The sequence below is a fragment of the Shewanella sp. 10N.286.52.C2 genome (assembly GCF_002874545.1).
GTDB lineage: Bacteria > Pseudomonadota > Gammaproteobacteria > Enterobacterales > Shewanellaceae > Shewanella.
In genome coordinates this window covers 39,720-57,962 of the sequence record NZ_MCTV01000003.1, presented here as the reverse complement: position 1 = coordinate 57,962, position 18,243 = coordinate 39,720, and the positions used below count along the sequence as shown (strand labels likewise).

Below are 18,243 nucleotides of genomic sequence, written 5' to 3'. Positions count from 1 at the left end.
TAAAATTGCCATTTAGCCTATTGATAATGTTAGCCAGTAGTAAGCTTACATACTGAAATACTGCCAATAAAAAAGCCTGCAACAGCAGGCTTAAGTTTTGAAGCGATTTCATACTAACAATCAGAAGCTGTAGGTAAAGTTAAAAATGTTGGGAGTGTATTCTCTCCTTCACTTTCGGTATAAGTCAGCTTGCAAGCTTCAGGAGCGCCTACTTGAACGATCTCAATAGATTTAGGCACATCTGCAGCAGCAGATACCACGGTAAAATCCCATTCATCGTCTGAAATATCTACCGCTTTTAATAATTCAGCTTTTGTTGCTGAAATATAGCCAAATACTGTGACAGCATCTGTTGCTGCACCAATATCCACCGAACCTGGAGATTTTTTCTCTTCACCCGCAAGTGCCGCCTTTGAATATACAAGGCTATTAGCACCTTGAATCGCCGCTTTAACACCTTGTAAAGTTGATACGCGGGCATCACCTTGTAAATTGATAAATTTTGGTGCTGCAGTAACCGCTAAAATACCTAAAATAATAATGACTACCACTAACTCAATTAAGGTAAAACCTTGTTGCTTTTGCATATATAAAAACCTTGAATAAAAATGAATAACTTCAGCTCAAAAATTACGAGCTTACCCCTTTATGGCAACAATTTTATCACTCCTTTATGAGTATCATGTGTTACCGAGGTTACACAGCAGAAAAAATATTCCCTTTAAAAACAAAAAAGCCTGCATAAGCAGGCTTTTAATATCCAAAAATCTAATTTAACAAAGATCGGGATCTGTTACTGCTGTATAAACGGGCAATACACCGTCTCCAGCTTCCTCATAAACTAAATCACAAGTATCAGGAGCGCCTCTTTGATAAATAGTAGCTTCCCCATCAGTAGTATCATCGATAATCCAATCATTTGAACCTGTATCAATATCAGCTAAAGCATCGAAGGTCACATCTAAAGCTTCTTCCAAATCGTCTTGTTTTGCTTTTATGTAACCATATACAATATTTAAATCTTCTGCGCCGGAGCCAATATCTAGAGTATCTTCATCCTCAGATTCTTTACCAGCCAAAGCTGCTTTAGAATAGACTAATGTATTACCACCTTGGATAGCAGCTTTCATGCCAGCTAAAGCAGAAACTCTCGCATCACCCTGCAGATTAATAAATTTAGGTGCTGCGGTTACCGCTAAAATACCTAAAATAATAATCACGACAACTAGTTCAATTAATGTAAAACCATTTTGCTGTTTCATAAAGACTCCTATTAACAACCGTTATCAGTAATCACATAAGTAGGGATTGTATTAGCATCAGCAGCTTCGGTATAAACCAACTTACAAGCTGTAGCACCCACTTCTGCTGGTGAACCATTTTGAGTGATGGTTAGAGTCGGTGTAGTTCCAGATGTACCAGCAACTACAATCCACTCAGTATCTGCTGCACCAAACTCTGCATCTATAGCTTTATTAAACTCGGTTATGTCAGCTTGAATATAACCATAGTTAGTAATAACTTCATTACCTGTGCCAGCACCAATATCAACACCATTTTCTGGAGCAGCAGCCCAATCACCAGTTGCTTTCTTCTCATGACCATCAATCGCCGCTCTAGCAAACACTAACCCGTTAGCGCCTTGAATAGCACCTTTAACACCTTGCAGTGATGCTTGACGTGCATCTGACTGCAAATTAATAAATTTAGGCGCTGCGGTTACCGCTAAAATACCAAGAATGATAATAACTACTACTAGCTCAATTAATGTAAAACCTTGTTGCTTACGTTTGATTTGCATAATGTCGACCCTCTTTAAAAAATAAAATTTATGGCATTTACAACATTACTTAATAATCCTTATTCAGTAATTAACTATTACTTTCAGCGTGATTAAGGCTTTAGTTACCTTAATCAATAAATTAATCGTTACTAAAACTGAATACTTGGCCAGTACCAGGATTATAAGTCACACCTTTTGCTCCAGCGGTATTTAAGCTCGGTGTTGGCGCCGGAACACCTGTATTGGTATTCAAGGTTAATGAAGCAATTTGATGATAGACACAAACATCAATACTTTGAACCACTGAGCCATCGATACCGGTAGCCGTTCCGCCAATACCCTTTTCAACTTTTACTGTGTAGCGTAAATCACGCGCGTCTTCAGTATAGATGTCGTTACGAGGGGCACTTTGCAGCACGCTATTAAACACTTCCTGACACGTTAGGTCAGTCATTGCTGTAACGTCAGTATTTGTACGACCTGTCGGAAAACCAAAGCGAGTATCTAAAGAAACAACCGTACCATCTAAAATCACAGAGGTATTACGACGACCGTCCACTTCCCACTGGGCGCGAACAAAACCCACCGCAGTCGCCAAACCACCAGCAACACCTTCGACACTGGCGTTTTGCGCATCTTCAGTGACATTTAAAAAACGTGGTATTGCGGTTGCCGCTAACAAGCCTAGAATGACAATAACAATAACCAATTCGATTAAAGAAAAGCCTTGTTGCTTCATTTTCATATAAAATACCTCTATTGAGACTGACACCTATTTGAGCTGCAGTCATATTGCCTATTGTTAACGAGCTAAAGCTTATATGTAAATAAATTTTAGCACTTAATGTAGATTAAACACCTGTATCGATTAAAATTTAATCTAACCCGGTGAAAATAACCCGCCCCGATGAAACCTGATAACTAATGCTACCACTTTGCGCTGTTGCGAAATGACAAATCTCTAATTCGGTTTGGTAATTTACCTTAACTCCCATATCTAGCAAGTTGCTTGCCATCAATTGTTGCCATAACTCAACACAACCCTGTGCGGAGGCGGATTTTAGCATTGGCCAGCCAAAAGTCGACATCAAAATAATATTATCCTCCCCAGCCAACTTATCATTTTTAAGTTGTTTAGCTGAACCTGAAGCTAGGTTTTCCCAACTTAACTTCAAGCGCTGAGGCTTGCCCTGACTAAGCCACTGGCTTTTTACCATCGCCAGCACATACAGCAGCCGATTATGTTCTCGGTGGATACTTTGAGCGCCGATACTCTCGACGCTTGCAAAATGTTTCGCTCCGATAACAACCATAATCACGAGCACTAAGGTGATGCTGATAATACGGATATAGCTCTTAACCAAATTATTTTCTGATTGCTGTTGTTTTTGCATTATGCAATTAACTCAAACATTGTGGCGTTATGCATTGTTAGCCACCTTTGACCACATTGAGCATATCCCACATTGGCAGATAAATACCCAAGGCCAAAATTAATACAATGCCTGCTACAAAGCCAATTAAAATCGGCTCTAATTTGGCGGTTAAATTCTTTAAATCGTAATCCACTTCACCTTCATAAAAATCAGCAGCATCATTAAGTAATTTATCGATTTGACCGGTTTCTTCGCCTACTGCCACCATCTGCAGCACTAATGGTGTAAATAAACCACTGTGGTTTGACACCCTTAGCATTGATTCACCAGATTCAATTCCGCGGCGCATGGCAACAATACGGTCATGCATATAACTATTATCTACGGCATCTGCCACTAAACTGAGCGCTTGAGTCATAGGCACACCCGCTCCCAACATCATCGAGAAACTGCGGCAGTAGCGCGATAAGGTTGAGCGTTCAATGATTGAGCCCACCGCAGGAATATGTAATTTCCATTTGTCCCATTGTCGCTCACCTTTTTCGGTGTGATGCCAATATCGAATGCTGACAATAATGGCCACTAAAACCACTGTCATTACATGCCAATAATTAACAAATAAATTAGAGGTGTTAATTAAAATTTTAGTTGCCCACGGCAGTTCGGCGCCAAAACGGGAAAACATATCAGCAAACTTTGGAATAACCATGATGTTCAACACCACCATGGCAATACCGATGGCTATCAGTACGAATATCGGATAACGCATAGCTGACTTTATTCGGCGGCGAGTCTCTTGCTCTCGTTCGATATAGCCAGATAACTGAATAAAAGCATCTTCCAATTTACCGGTGTTTTCACCCACATGAACCATAGAGATAAACAGCGAATCAAAAATATCTTGATGCTGATTCATGGCGGCAGATAAAGGGCGACCTGAGGTTAATTGCTCTGAAATATCATTAAGGGCATCTTTCATTCGTTGGGAATGCGTAGTTTCAGCCAAACCTGCAATAGCACGCAAAATTGGAATGCCAGAGCGAGTTAACGAATACATTTGCCGAGTAAAAATTTGTAGCTCTTCTAATGACACTTTTTGAGTAAAAATACCGCCAAGATTAAAAGGCTTGGTCGGTTTTACTTCACGCAGCTCAAGGGGAATAATGCCACGAGACATTAACGCATCTGCGGCGCTATTCTCGTTAGCTGACTCAATTAAGGCAGTAACGGCAGCGCCTTGGGAGTTTCGTCCTCGATACTGGAATGTCGGCATAATTAGACCCCTGAAGCAATATTATGCAGAGCGGGGGGCTCCATTCGCAGCTCACTGACATCTTCAACCAGTTTGGCTACCTCTTCTATGGTTGTCATGCCATTAAATAGATATTCAAATGCTGAGTCTGCCAGCGGCACAAAACTTGGGCTTTGCTTGGCGGCATGGGCAAAGTCTTGCGGGTTACCGGTGCGCATCGCATCCACCATGGCATCATCAAGCTCAAGAATTTCAAAAATACCTATACGACCACGGTAGCCGGAGCCATTACAGCTTTGACAACCTGTACCTACTTTAAAGTTGGCTTGGCTAGGATCTTTTTTGCTTACGGCGTTAATCCAAGCTAATTCGCCTGCTGTAGCTTGGTAATCAGTCGCACAGTTCGCACATACGCGGCGCACTAACCGCTGGGCAATAATCACCCTTAGCGCACTGGCAACTAGGTAACTGGCTGCGCCCATATCGAGTAAACGTAGCGCACTGGTAATGGCATCATTGGTATGCAAGGTCGATAACACAAAGTGACCGGTTAATGCGCCTCGAAGGCCAATTTCGACGGTTTCTTGATCACGCATCTCACCCACCATGATGATATCGGGATCTTGACGTAAGGTGGTACGTAGTACATTGGAAAAATCTAAGCCTATCTTATGATTTACCTGTACTTGGTTAATCCGCGGCAATTGGTATTCCACCGGATCTTCAACGGTAATGATCTTAGTATCAGCTTTGTTCAACTCACTTAAAATGCCATACAAGGTGGTGGTTTTACCGCTACCAGTTGGCCCTGTCACTAACAGCATGCCGTGAGGTCGCTTAATCTGTTTACGAATGCGCTGCAGAATATGATCCGGCATACCGGTTTCATTCAACGTCAGTAAGCCTGCTGATTGATCCAATAAACGCATTACCACCGACTCACCATGATAAATCGGCATGGTAGACATACGTATATCAATTTTGTGGCCTTTTACCTCAATATTAAAACGGCCATCTTGTGGCATACGCTTTTCAGAGATATCAAGTCCAGCCATTAGCTTTAAACGCAGTACTAATGCTGAGGCAATATTGACTTCATCTAAGGTGTTTTCATGTAACTGACCATCGATACGCTGACGAATACGCAGTACTTTTTCACCGGGTTCAATATGAATATCCGAGGCACGCATTTGCACAGCATCTTCAAAAATCGACTGTAATAATTTAACCACTGTGGTTTCATTATCACTGTCACTGTTGGTGATACTGGCCAAGTCGAACATGTCATCTGCGGCATATTCTTCTTCTAATTCACCCGCGATTTTTGCAATTTCATCGGTGCGTCGATAGAGGTTATCGAAGGCATCCAGTAACTGTCGCTCTGGCGTCACCGCAATGGTCAATTTTTTCGGTGCTACAAACACTTCAAGGTGATCGATTGCTTGTAAATCAGCAGGATCGCTCATCGCCAAGGTCACGCTGTCAGCGGTGGCTTCAACGACTAAGGCGCGATACCGGCGCGCCTGTACTTCAGGGATCAAACTGACCACTTCAGCAGGAATAGAAAGACGACTGATATCTAAATAAGGCAGATTAAGCTGCTGGGATAAAAACTTCAGTAATTGATCTTCAGTAATACAGTTAAGATCAATTAAGGTACGACCGAGTTTTTTACCGGAATTACGCTGCTCCGCTAAAGCCTGCATTAACTGATCGTTTGAAATAATGTGTTCTTGAACTAGTAGATCGCCCAAACGCATTTTCAATTTAGGTTTCATTGGCTACCTCCTAGTTGAATTAAACGCTGCTCTATATAAGTCATAGCACCCGTTGATAAACCTCGATATGACATCGCTTTTCGATAAGCATCTGCCGCCTGAGGGTATTGTTGTTGTGAATCTAACGCATAGGCTAATCCCATCCACCAGCGCGCTTGCGAGGGTTCAATGGAAAGTAATGAGCGATAAGCCGCTTCTGCCAGTGCAAATTGACCTTCTTGTTGTGCAATATCACTTTGTAACATCCACTTGTCTCTGGCCCATTCGCTGTTATCGTCTATCTCACTCAAGGTATTGAGCGCTTTATTGGGACTAAACGCGGCGATTTGCACTTTTGCCTTTAAGATGGCTAATTCAACCTCTTCAGGAAAAAGGCTCACCCCTTGGGCTAAAATTTGCTCGGCTCTGCCTAAGTTATTGACTGAGTAATACAGCGCGGCGAGTTGCTTTCTTGCTTGATGCATAGAAGGCTGCAGTACTAAAGCTTCATAATAATTTTTAATCGCTTGATCAATTTTTTGCTGCTGCTCAGCCACTTCTGCTGCGTCGAATTTTTTCTTCGCTAATTGTTCATTAGTTAAGGTCACTTCTTTAACCGCCATGTGACCTTTTTGATTTACATTGGCCACGGTTGCACTGCTGCTTGAACGGCGATGTTGGGCAAAATGCACTTTTACATCCGCCGTTTTATCAGCCACTTTGACGGCTTCAGGCTCAACCAGCGTTTGGTGTTGTGTTACTGCCTTAGCTTCTGCGCTGAGGCTTGCTGGCTCACTAACGACTATGTCTTGTTGCTCAGCTAACGCTACATTTACTAGCTCTACATTTGCTAGCTTTGATTGCTGGTTAGCATCAGTTTCATTTAGCTTACTTTTATTTAGATCACTTTCTTTTAGCTCAGCGCCTGCAAGCTGATCCGAGGCTTTAATCTCAGCCTCAGTAATATTATTCTCAGTCTCTTGCTGCGCTATGGTTACCTTCGCACTGGCATTGCTAGTATCAGCCTTAGACTGAAGATTATGCTCAGCCAAAGGCTGCAGGTTTTGTAATTGCTTACCTTGTTGATAAAGCATGAAGCCTAATATCAACATGGTAATTATCATCACCAGCGCGATGAATAAGCCTCGGTTCGCCCCCATTGCTGAGCCAGATGTTGATTCTGGTTGCAACTGACTGTGGAATTGCACTTTGGGAGTAACAAAAGCCTCAGTCGTATTGGCAGCGCCATTTTCATCTACTGCGGTTTGCTGGCGCTTATCTAAATCTTTTAAAACTTTATTTATTACGCTCATATTGACTCACTTAAAACAGCTAACCAGTCAACATCGACAATATATAAACATGTCAGTGATGCGCTAATAATTAATATAAAAAATACCCAAGCATTTATGGTATTGCTGGGTGATAGATGTGTGGCATCTTCAGTATCGGCAATGGCTGCGCGGCAATGTGATGTGCTTATTTGCGCTCGCCCTTCTGCATAACACAGCAACATGGCTTTATTAGCAATTACATTAACTAACCGTGGTATGCCTCTTGCCGCTTGGGCGATTAATTTAATGTCTTTATCACTAAACAAACCTTTGCCTTGGTAGCCTGCAACACTTAAGCGATAATTAAGGTACGCTTTAATTTCATCCCATACTAATGGCCTAAGGCTATAACTAAAGGTGATCCGCTGTTTTAGCTGCCGTATTGCTGGGTCTTGTAAGCGCTTATCTAGTTCTGGCTGACCAAACAACACCACTTGAATTAACTTGGCGCTTTCAGTTTCTAAATTGGTAAATAGCCGCAGCGTTTCTAAACTGTTATTAGGTAAGGCTTGAGCTTCATCGAGCACCAGAATCACTTTAAAGCCTTGGCTGTTGAGCTCAAGTAAACGGCTTTGAATTAAGCTGGTAAGTTGCTGCTGATTGAGGTTTTCAGTTAATAAAACCCCGAGCTCCGCCGCTAACGCCCAACGAAGCTCGTCAGGGGTTAAATAAGGGTTCGGTACATATGCGCAGTGATAATTAGTCGGTAAATCGTTCATCAGCTTACGACAAATCAGCGTTTTACCTGTCCCTACCTCACCAGTTACTTTAATAAAGCCTTCACCATTAGCGATGGCAGTTTGCAGCACTTGTAACGCCTCCACATGGGGCGTCAAACCAAAGAAAAACTGTGTATTTGGCGTAAGCGTAAACGGTAACTGACTCAGGCCAAAGTGCTGCTGATACATAATGTTTGCTCGTGCTTACATCGCTATTCTTGCTCTGGGTACCAACGATCTAACAGGTCTTTTGAACGTTTTAGCTCATTGGTCCAGGTGTCTGCGCCAACAACCGTAGGCTTAAGCATAATGATAAGCTCGGTTTTTTTGGTTGATTTACTGCGGTTGGTAAATGCTTCCCCTAAGAAAGGAATATCACCCAGTAGCGGCACTCTAGAGACGATTTCAATATTCTCGCTCTTCATTAGGCCACCGATCACCACCACATCACCTGATGACGCTTTTATCACAGTGTCAGATTCACGGATTTCACTTTGCGCTAATGGCAGCTCTAATGATGAGCCACTCACTTTAATTTCTTTGATTTGCTCAGACACATCAATCACTGATGGATGAACATGCAACAAGACATTGCCTTCACCATCAATTTGCGGGGTCACATCTAAGGCTATCCCCGAAAAGAATGGCGTGAGTTCAACTTGCGGCGTGGTCACTGGCGTTGTTCCTGCAACCGTGGTTGATGATACGTCAGTAACAAAGTACTCATCATTACCCACTTTGATCACTGCTTTTTGGTTGTTAGATGCGGTCACCCGAGGGCTTGAAAGTACATCTACATCCCCTTGGGTATCCAGCAGGCTTATCATGGTGCTAAAGTCGGTACCGGTTAAGCTGACAGAGGTCACCCCACCTATCACATTAGTAATTTGATCGCTTAAGCCATTACCCGGTGAAGTGCCAAAACTAATGTCTGTGCTACCTGCATGGCCTAATACGTTATCCCATTGAATACCTTGCTGATAACCATCAGATAAGGTCACTTCTAAAATCTTGGCTTCCAGAATAACCTGACGCTGTAAGTGGGTTTCTGCAATATTTAAAAAGGTGCTGACTTGGCGTAGCTCGTTTGGAAAAGCCCTCACAGTTACTAAGCCAGCTTGAGGGGTAATCACCACTTGGCGTCCACCACCGGTATCGCCAATAATTGATACTAAGGTTTTTTCTAGCTCACCCCAAAAATTTGACTTGGTGGTCGAGCGAATAAAGGTGCCGTTGGTATTATCGTTACCATCGTTATTGCTATTATTACTGCTGTTATTTGAGCTATTGCTATTACTGTTATTTGAACTATTGCTGTTTGAATTAGAGTTTGAGTTGTCATTACTATCTGAGATACGGCCAGAACTGACAGAGGTTAGTGATAAGCCTTCACGTTCCATATAAATATAATTTAACGGATAGGTTTCAGTGCGCATGCCCGCTGGGAAGATCCGTAAAATACGGCCATCTTGGCTAACTTCATAACCATAAATGTCCTCAATCACTTTAATCACTTCAGAAAGCGTCACGCCATTGAGCGATACAGAAATAGAGCCCGTCACATCAGGGTGCACCGCCACACTTAAAGGGGTGCCTTGGACTAAACTTGGGAAAAACACTTTTGCATCAACATCGTTAGCAGACACATCAAAGCGGCGCTCAGTCGGTAAAGATGCACTGGTTCTGCCAAGGGAACTTGAACCATTTAATTCACGCTGCACATCTTCAGGCATTTGCGCTGGCGGCGGGACAATATTTTGCGCCGCTTGTGCTTGCTCAAGAGATTGACTCAGCTCACTTTTAGACGTGGTTGGATCGGGTCTGTCTGTCGTTTGACAGCCCAACAAGCACAGGGATAGCAGAGGGGTTATATACTTAATTACATTCATTGTTATTGATTTCCTATCGCTCTGTTATCGATTGAAATAGCGTTAATTTTCTGCCATCAGCTAAATTAACGTATTGCTTTCCAATATATTCAATTCGTACCCCTTCGACGCGATCACCAACAAAAAATATTTTGTTGTTAATCACCGCATGGGGTTTATTACTATGCATTATGCTATTAAGTACTAATGAGCCCGGACGATTAACTTGAGTCGATGACACTGCGTAGCCTTTGCCTGGTAGTGTCGGATCTCTCAATGCTTTTGCAAAACTTAAGCTACTGAATAGCAAAAAGCTTAGGCTGATAGCACAGGTGATTATGAGTATCTGCTTATTGTGCAACACTAATAAACTCCTTATTAATACTTAAGGTATAAAGCTCTATTTCTACTGTGGCATTGGGGTGTTGCTCAACATGGTAATCGAGACGCTTCCAATATAATTTGTCTGGCATCGCTTCAATGGACTGAATAAATTTTAAAATAGCAAAATAGCGCCCTTCTAGGGTCAAGCGAATACCATGGCTATATAAGTTCATTTTGTCTTCTTCGCCCACCTCAATAAGTGGCTGCGGGGCGATAGAGGAAAATGACACTAACTTCACATCGTTAATATTACCCAGCAAAGTGGTTAATACTGTCGGCATATAATTGGCTGGCACCATGGAGATCATCTGGCTTTCTAAATTGGCATCCATCTGCTGATTTTGCTGCTCAATCATGGTCAATCTATTGCGATAATCGCTATTAGGATCCATGGCTAATCGCTGCTGATAAAGCGCAATTTGTTGCTCTGAAATATCATTTTCAGATTCAATTTGCGTGACTTGATGTGACAGCTTTAATCTTTCTTTCCAGATAGTTTCAACCGGAATATAAAGCAGCATTGCGACAACAATTATGCTGGCAAGGGCAATCAATACTCTTTCGCGCTGACTAAGCTCATTAAACTGAGTGGCGAGTTTTTGCCATGTTTGCTTCATTGCTTCGCCCCCTGTTCAGCAGTGCTCGCCAACTTAAACGCCAAAGGCTGGTTTTCGCCTCTATCCATTGTCATGGTGGCAAAGGCATAACCTTTAAGGGTTTCAGTGGTTTTTAATCGCTCAACCCATAGCGGAATGCTCTGGGGGTGAGAGCCAAAACCTTCAAATTCAAAATATTGCTGATTAATCACGATACGGTTTAGCCACACAGAACTATCAGATACAGAGGCAAGATCGGTGAGCAGGCCTGCGTAGCCATGACTTATCATGTTATCTCGTTGTTTTATTTCATCTGATAATAATTGCTTTAACTCTAGACGTTGCTGCTCAAGCTCGACTTTAGCAACTAAATCCGCATCCGGTTGACGGGTGGATAATTGCAGCTCTAACGCCGCTTTTTGGTTGTCTAATTGCAACTTTTGCTTTGATAATGCGCCGTGCTGACTGGCAAGAGTCGACTCCAACCAAAAACCAACACCCCAGGCGATAAGGCTGAGCACAACTACGGCGGCAACCGCCAGCATCATGCGCTCAAAAGATAGCCTTAACTTGGCGGGCAATAAGTCTACGCTAAACAGGTTAACCGTGGTTTTGATCACTTAACACCTCCAGCGAGTTGCGCATATGCCATGGCGGCAAAATGACCATTTACTGAGTCGTGTGAGATCACACTGACCGTTTGATTAAAGTTTTGTGCAACCAAAGGCACCAAGGCTTGGGATTCACCACTGATAAGTAAATTAATCGAATGAACTGGCGCTTGGCGTAATTGGCTCTCGAAGTAATCCATTGAGCGTTGGATTTCTAAACTCAAATTATCGGCTAATCCATATTGTAAGTCTTGGGCACTGGCGCTATCTATTTGACTGAAACCGCGCACTCGGCGCTGCATTAATAGCTCGCCTTGCTTAACCACGGTTAATAGCAACTCTTGCCCTGATACATGACTAACAATCATGTGGGCTGACTCATCGTCAAATAAGTGGGTCATGGCAAGTTCTTCAATGCTGATGCCGCTAATGACAAAACCATGATGCTCACAAGCTTGTGCCAATTGTGACAGCTGCGCTTTATTGGCTACCACCACATTAATTTTTCCGGATGTATTTAACGAAGACTCAAAGTAATCTAATTGAATGTTGCCAACAGGCTCTGAAACTAAATCTTTAACCGACCACAATAGCGCCTGAGTTAACTCTTGTGCTTGTACATTGGGTTTGTCGGCAGTGACTAACTGATAAAAGGCTTCACTCAAAACAATTTGAAGCTTAGCTGCACCAAATTCTTGCTGTAGCATTTCAAAGGCTTTTGAGTAATTATCGCCATTAAAAGCGATTTGATGAATAACACTGTTTTTAGCCGAGTTTGCAAAGGATTTTGTTTTTGAATCAGTTTGTTGTTCAGCATTGCTGACAATATTAGTCTGAAAAACTGAAATCGTATCCGCGCCAAGGTATAAGCCTAACTCTGTAGTAGGCTGAGGCTTGCGCCAAAAAGCTAATGTGTTCAAAAAACCATTTTTCATTCAAAACCCTGTGCTTCAATGACTCGCAAATGTAATGACATAGAAAAGCAACTCTACGCAGCCAAAATCAAACCAATTATACAACATCAAAATAGCGCACTTACCGAGATGTCATAACGACTATAGCCAACTAAGACTAAAAAAGTGTCAAAAAAATAACGAGTGTCATTTTAACCTCTAGTCCCTTAATTTTATGGGGTAATATTTGGCTAATTTTCCATTATACATAAGATAGGTTGTTAAACGAAGATATACAAGTTTCACACTTGTTCATCAAACATGCTATCACTGTTAAATGTGCTAAAATCTGCTGAGTAAATGGCCAAAATCTATCATTGCTCCCAGAACGGCTACCGATAACGACCCACTATGAGTCGTTACTGATACTGTAAGATACAATTATTGTACCAATTTATAGCAAAACGCTTTTAAGCTAGCCCAAACAAGGTCAATACTAATGGTTAAAAAAGTCACCTTGGGCGGCACTAACACCGAGAATTTTTAAAGTTTGCCACTCTTCAAAACTGCTGACACCTTCAGCAAATACCTGCACTTCAGCGCGATATAAGCCACCAATTAAGCTACGAATAAACAATTGGTTTTCTGACTTTAAATGGATTTGGTGAATAATAGAGCGATGCAATTTTACTAAGTCAAAATGACACTCTTGAATATAGTGAGTGCCCACAACTTGCAAGCCCACATGGTCAACACACAACCTGGCTCCTATTTTGCGAAGCATTTCGAGCGTGGCTACCAAGTCTTGTTGATGTTTGACCACAATATTTTCAGCCACTTCAAAAGTAAGCCTTGATGCTAAAGGGCGATGCTCAAGTAATGTGGTTTGTAGCCAGCGCGTAAAAGCGCGACTGGTTAGCGAATCGAGGCTTAAATTAACACTAAAATGCTGTTGGTTATTAGCCATTAGCTCGAACAATACAGTTTCAATTAATTGCCGCTCAATTTGCGGCATCAAGCCACATTTGTTGGCCATAGGTATAAATAACGTCGCCCTAACCTCATTACCTTGATTATCAATAGCCCGGCTAAAGACTTCCTGATGACAAGTTGCGCCATCGCTATCAATCACTTTTTTAGTAACAGTCACAAAGCGGCGGTTAACTAAGGTGCTTTCTAAGAAACTGCGCCAACGCACCGATCCTTTGGCGATCTCTTTATCCACAGCGCCTTTGTCATACATAAACCAGTTATTATTTCGTTGCAATTGCGCTGCTTTCAAGGCCATTTCAACTTCTTCAACGATCTGCTGCTGCTGATCGCCAGCCTTATAAAAGGCCGCTCCCAAATGAATATAGTTATCTTGAGAGTCAGACTGATTTTGTAATTGGCTAATGCCAATTTTAAGCAGTTTGCCGGCTAAACTGTCCGCTTCAGCAAGGGAAAGTTGCGGCGCTACCACGACAAATTGATTAAAACTGTAGCGAGCAAAAATGGACTCTTCAAATCTCACCAGCAACCTTTGTACAGCTTGCACTAAGTCATTAAGCTGCTCATTCACTTCTTCAACACCATGTTGTTGCTGCAATAAATCTAAGTCGTCAAAGTTCATCAGCACCACTACTCCATGAGCAATCATGGTTTCTTGGTGTGTTAACGCCTCCAAACGGTTTTCAAAAAATATGCGGTTACCAATGCGGGTGCTGGGATCCAAAAAGGTATTCGAGCGAATAAACTGATCAAAACGGCCACGCTCTTTTTGGGCATCTTGCAGTTGCACAAGTAACTTTGTCATGGCACGGTTAATCAGTCGTGGTCTGGCCTTAGCCGCATATTGCAATGCTTGTTGATGCTCTCCATCCAAAATCAAATGACTACGCTGAGCAATATGTTCAATGCCGTCTAACTCTTCAGTAAACCAGCGCAATCCAAAACGGACAAACAGTCCAATGGCGCTTAAAGCAATAAACAAGCTGATATATTCATACCACCCCAATTGTTGTACTAGATAAGGCTGAGGCAAATTTAGCTCCATCGCTAAATTAGACGACTTATCAAGCGTATGCTTATATAGAGTGGGATATTGATCTGCCGTAGGGGAGTAATACTCAAATAAAATATCATCACCACGGGTCAACTTAAATGAATTGGCGTTAAAAGCCATCAGCATAGGCGGTAGCCATGCATGTAAATCCCACTGATACTTGGGTTGGCTCTTGGATTGGTTTGCGGATTGGCTCTTAGATTGATAGTGTTCAACTAACATCAACCCTAACTTATCGACTTTTTGCTGCTGAAATTTATAGGTCAGTTGCGTGAAACTGACCATAGCACCCACCAAAAAAATAAAGCCCACAGCCGTGAGCGATAACAGCCAAAAACTGATCAGCTTTTTGGTTAGCATTTTCGTTAATTTCATTTATCAGCATCCTGCTTAAACACAGCACTCAAGGGGAATTAGTTATTGTTATTTTATTGCGAGTACATTTTTATTATTAGAGAAATAGTTTAGAAAAATAATATTAAAATCACATGTTCAGTTTATGCTAAACGCGTTTACTTTATACTAATAGTCTCGCCTTATATTGAACGCGTCATACTATCACTTGTTTAATAAAAAAATGCTGTCGCAGTTTTAAAAAAGTGAGCTTAGGCTTAATAATCTTATTTAGCTATATTATCTGCTGCAATCTTGCAAAAATAATAGTGACATTTACTCAGCATCATTTAATTATAGCAGTCAAACTCGTTTATTATTAACGCCATTTTCAGCCAATAAAAAAGGGGCTAATGCCCCTTCTAACTAAGGTGAATATCTAACCATTAATAGATTAATAGTCAGTGGGTACCTTATCTAATACCGCGACACCTGAATCAATGGCCGCCTGAGATACCGCACTGGCGATATTTTTCAATAAACGAGGATCCATTGGCTTAGGCAGCACGTACTCTGGGCCAAAGCTTAATGAATTAACATGTGGGTAGGCTGCTAATACTTCTGCGGGAACCGGTTCTTTAGCAATTGCCGCTAACGCTTTAACTGCAGCAATTTTCATTTCATCATTAATGACACTGGCTCGAACGTCTAATGCGCCCCTGAAAATGAAAGGAAAACACAATACGTTATTCACTTGGTTTGGGTAATCACTACGGCCGGTACCCATAATCAAATCTTGACGGATTGAGTGAGCCAACTCAGGTTTAATTTCAGGATCTGGGTTTGAACAAGCAAAAATAACCGGTTTTGGTGCCATTAGCGCAATGTCATCAGCAGTTAATAAATCAGCGCCAGAAAGCCCCAAGAATACGTCGGCATCCTTAATCACATCTTGTAAGGTACGCTTGTCTGTGTTGTTAGCAAACAAGGCTTTGTATTCGTTAATGTCTTCACGGCGAGTATGGATCACGCCTTGTCTGTCGAGCATGTAAACATTTTCACGCTGAGCGCCACACTTAACAATCATGGTCATACAAGCAATGGCCGCAGCACCTGCACCTAAACAAACAAATACTGCGTCTTCAATTTTTTTGCCTTGAATTTCAAGTGCGTTCAACATGCCTGCTGCAGTTACGATAGCCGTACCATGTTGATCATCATGAAACACAGGCACATTACAACGGGCAATAAGCTCTCTTTCAATTTCAAAACACTCAGGCGCTTTGATATCTTCTAAATTAATGCCGCCAAAGGTATCTGCAATCGACTCAACCGTATTAATAAAATCTGCCGTAGTTCTGTGCTTCACTTCAATATCAACTGAATCAATATTGGCGAAACGCTTAAACAGTAATGCCTTACCTTCCATTACAGGTTTTGATGCTAATGGGCCTAAGTTACCTAAGCCTAAAATTGCCGTACCGTTAGAAATCACCGCAACGGTATTACCTTTATTAGTATAACGATATGCGTCATCAGGGTTTGCCGCAATTTCTCTTACCGGCTCTGCCACACCAGGACTGTATGCCAGCGACAGATCATGACTGGTTTGCGCTGGTTTAGTGAGGGTTACAGCAGTTTTACCTGCAACTGGGAATTCATGGTAATCGAGAGCTTGTTGGCGAAAATCTGGCATTGTATTTTCCTGAGTGAGGCAAGTGATACGGCGAAGTAAAAGTAATTCTGCGAAAACGAGGCCAGTTAAAAATAACTTGAGATCAAACTAATCCGTCAGCGATCGCTTTCTGCTGGGATTATAAATCAAAAAATAACAAAAGTTACCTTTAATAATTAGAATTTGGTCAAGTTATATTTTTTAATCAAAAAATTAACCATCACATTAAGAATCAAGGACTTAAAAATGTAGAAAAATAACAAGATTTGCTAATAAAAACCGTAAAATGCTACTTAAACTTGTCAAAAGTTTGTCTAAATAACAATATTATTGTCTCAGTTGAGTTTATATAATTTATAACCAAAAACTTTATTCAGCTGAAAATAAATTTGTGTAAAAAGTGACAGCTACAAAAAAAGACGCCGAAGCGTCTTTTTCTTAAAATAATTGCAAGAGCAATTATTTTTTACCAAGTGCACCAAAGCGCTTGTTGAATTTGTCGATACGACCACCAGTGTCTACAACTTTCTGAGTACCAGTGTAGAATGGGTGACATGCGCCACATACGTCCAAGTGCAAGTTTTTACCAGCAGTTGAATTTACTTTAATGATGTTACCACAAGTACAAGTTGCAGTAATTTCAGCGTAGTCTGGGTGGATACCTGTTTTCATTTGGATTACCTTTTAATAGAGGCCACGTCGCTCTCCCAACCCGAAGTTGAGCACCACATGCGTTAATAACAATAGTGTTTTAGGCGCGCAATAGTACAGTATGTGTCCAGACCAAACAAGTGCTATTTATTGGCTACGGTGTTTAGCTTCTATCGACTCAAATTCAAGCTTCGCATCAGCCTTTGTTATATATTGATTCAACTGAACTTTTGTCGGGCATCGCAATGGCACATCTTGTTTGATTAAGTGAATTTTCTGCTGAGAAAACGCCTGAGGATTGGCCTCATAAAGCGCTAACATCGCCCCATAAACATGGGTATTCCACGATGTAGCATAACGTGACGCAATCCCCCATAAGGTCTCAGTGTTATTACGCTCAACCATACAAGCTTGACTGTTATTGCTGTTATTACTCGCCGTTACAATAATAGGATCCTTTTCGGCTGGTGTTGCAGCTAACGGGACTTTTTTGAGTGCTTTAGCGGCATCGATTTTAATATCACTGCGACCATTTGGCTTTATGTAAGGGGCATCAAATACCGACAATACCGCATACTGCTGCCAGCTATTGCCCTTATATTCACTGACAATCAGCTTAGCATTAGGGTCACTGACATCATCAAGACCTATGGCATAGAGCATAAAGCGATTCACAGGTTGCAGCATTAACTCCTCAACAACCTCATTTGCTCCAACGGTTTGACGTAAGTGAAAACTCAGCCGTGAAAGATCATCGTTAGCGGCCACAATATTAAGCTTTAATTGCGGATGCTGATCTAGCTTAAAATGGCGGCTATTGATACTGATATGACTCAGCGCTGCTTGGGCACTAAACGAAAATAAAAACACAGACAGTGCTAGGGTATGTTTGCTAAATAATCCTTTTAACATCAATTTTCTCTTATCCTATTTATTTACGGTCTAGCTGGAGTAAACTAGAGCTTCA

18 protein-coding genes are annotated in these 18,243 nt (G+C 41.7%); all 18 read right to left on the bottom strand.

Features of this window, described 5'->3' with window-relative positions; translation table 11 throughout:
• Nucleotides 1–113: 113 nt before the first annotated feature.
• The 18 genes from BCU94_RS01765 to BCU94_RS01680 all read right to left on the bottom strand — a co-directional run bounded on the left by BCU94_RS01765 (nt 114) and on the right by BCU94_RS01680 (nt 18,188).
• On the bottom strand, nt 114–587 hold the full coding sequence (locus tag BCU94_RS01765; RefSeq protein ID WP_102475456.1) for a type II secretion system protein: 474 nt from the start codon (nt 585–587) through the stop codon (nt 114–116).
• 186 nt (nt 588–773) lie between these two features.
• Nucleotides 774–1,262: a type II secretion system protein gene (locus BCU94_RS19860; protein WP_102475455.1), complete on the bottom strand. Its 489-nt coding sequence runs from the start codon at nt 1,260–1,262 to the stop codon at nt 774–776.
• Nucleotides 1,263–1,273: 11 nt separating this feature from the next.
• Complete coding sequence (locus BCU94_RS01755) at nt 1,274–1,801, bottom strand: type II secretion system protein (RefSeq protein WP_102475454.1); 528 nt, start codon at nt 1,799–1,801, stop codon at nt 1,274–1,276.
• A 121-nt stretch (nt 1,802–1,922) separates the two neighbouring features.
• Nucleotides 1,923–2,528 (bottom strand): prepilin-type N-terminal cleavage/methylation domain-containing protein, encoded by a 606-nt coding sequence (locus tag BCU94_RS01750; RefSeq protein ID WP_102475453.1) that lies wholly within the window; start codon nt 2,526–2,528, stop codon nt 1,923–1,925.
• Nucleotides 2,529–2,658: 130 nt separating this feature from the next.
• On the bottom strand, nt 2,659–3,177 hold the full coding sequence (locus BCU94_RS01745) for an MSHA biogenesis protein MshF (protein WP_102475452.1): 519 nt from the start codon (nt 3,175–3,177) through the stop codon (nt 2,659–2,661).
• Nucleotides 3,178–3,214: 37 nt separating this feature from the next.
• Nucleotides 3,215–4,432 carry a type II secretion system F family protein gene (locus tag BCU94_RS01740; protein ID WP_102475451.1) on the bottom strand — a complete coding sequence of 406 codons (1,218 nt, stop codon included), beginning with the start codon at nt 4,430–4,432 and terminating at the stop codon, nt 3,215–3,217.
• A gap of 2 nt (nt 4,433–4,434) precedes the next feature.
• Nucleotides 4,435–6,189, bottom strand: coding sequence for a GspE/PulE family protein (locus tag BCU94_RS01735; protein ID WP_102440007.1), 1,755 nt, complete (start codon nt 6,187–6,189; stop codon nt 4,435–4,437).
• The gene (locus BCU94_RS01730) at nt 6,186–7,481 is read right to left on the bottom strand and encodes a tetratricopeptide repeat protein (protein ID WP_102475450.1); all 1,296 of its coding nucleotides are present in this window, start codon (nt 7,479–7,481) and stop codon (nt 6,186–6,188) included. Before BCU94_RS01730 ends, BCU94_RS01735 begins: the two co-directional genes overlap by 4 nt.
• Complete coding sequence (locus tag BCU94_RS01725) at nt 7,478–8,410, bottom strand: AAA family ATPase (protein ID WP_102440009.1); 933 nt, start codon at nt 8,408–8,410, stop codon at nt 7,478–7,480. The genes BCU94_RS01730 and BCU94_RS01725 overlap by 4 nt, the downstream gene beginning before the upstream one ends.
• A 23-nt stretch (nt 8,411–8,433) precedes the next feature.
• Nucleotides 8,434–10,110 carry a pilus (MSHA type) biogenesis protein MshL gene (mshL, locus tag BCU94_RS01720; protein ID WP_102440010.1) on the bottom strand — a complete coding sequence of 559 codons (1,677 nt, stop codon included), beginning with the start codon at nt 10,108–10,110 and terminating at the stop codon, nt 8,434–8,436.
• A 13-nt stretch (nt 10,111–10,123) separates the two neighbouring features.
• Nucleotides 10,124–10,435, bottom strand: coding sequence for an MSHA biogenesis protein MshK (locus BCU94_RS01715; RefSeq protein WP_102440049.1), 312 nt, complete (start codon nt 10,433–10,435; stop codon nt 10,124–10,126).
• 4 nt (nt 10,436–10,439) lie between these two features.
• On the bottom strand, nt 10,440–11,090 hold the full coding sequence (locus BCU94_RS01710) for an MSHA biogenesis protein MshJ (RefSeq protein WP_102440011.1): 651 nt from the start codon (nt 11,088–11,090) through the stop codon (nt 10,440–10,442).
• A complete protein-coding gene (locus tag BCU94_RS01705) occupies nt 11,087–11,689 on the bottom strand; it encodes a fimbrial assembly protein (protein WP_102475449.1) in 603 nt (200 codons plus the stop codon). Before BCU94_RS01705 ends, BCU94_RS01710 begins: the two co-directional genes overlap by 4 nt.
• Entirely contained in the window at nt 11,686–12,615 is a 930-nt protein-coding gene (locus BCU94_RS01700; protein ID WP_102440013.1) for an MSHA biogenesis protein MshI, read from the bottom strand. The genes BCU94_RS01705 and BCU94_RS01700 overlap by 4 nt, the downstream gene beginning before the upstream one ends.
• A 454-nt stretch (nt 12,616–13,069) precedes the next feature.
• On the bottom strand, nt 13,070–14,992 hold the full coding sequence (csrD, locus tag BCU94_RS01695) for an RNase E specificity factor CsrD (protein WP_102440014.1): 1,923 nt from the start codon (nt 14,990–14,992) through the stop codon (nt 13,070–13,072).
• Nucleotides 14,993–15,404: 412 nt separating this feature from the next.
• On the bottom strand, nt 15,405–16,646 hold the full coding sequence (locus BCU94_RS01690; protein WP_102440015.1) for a malic enzyme-like NAD(P)-binding protein: 1,242 nt from the start codon (nt 16,644–16,646) through the stop codon (nt 15,405–15,407).
• Between the two features lie 438 nt (nt 16,647–17,084).
• Entirely contained in the window at nt 17,085–17,297 is a 213-nt protein-coding gene (gene rpmE / locus BCU94_RS01685; RefSeq protein WP_076538513.1) for a 50S ribosomal protein L31, read from the bottom strand.
• Between the two features lie 126 nt (nt 17,298–17,423).
• A complete protein-coding gene (locus BCU94_RS01680; RefSeq protein WP_102475448.1) occupies nt 17,424–18,188 on the bottom strand; it encodes a FimV/HubP family polar landmark protein in 765 nt (254 codons plus the stop codon).
• Nucleotides 18,189–18,243 lie beyond the last annotated feature (55 nt).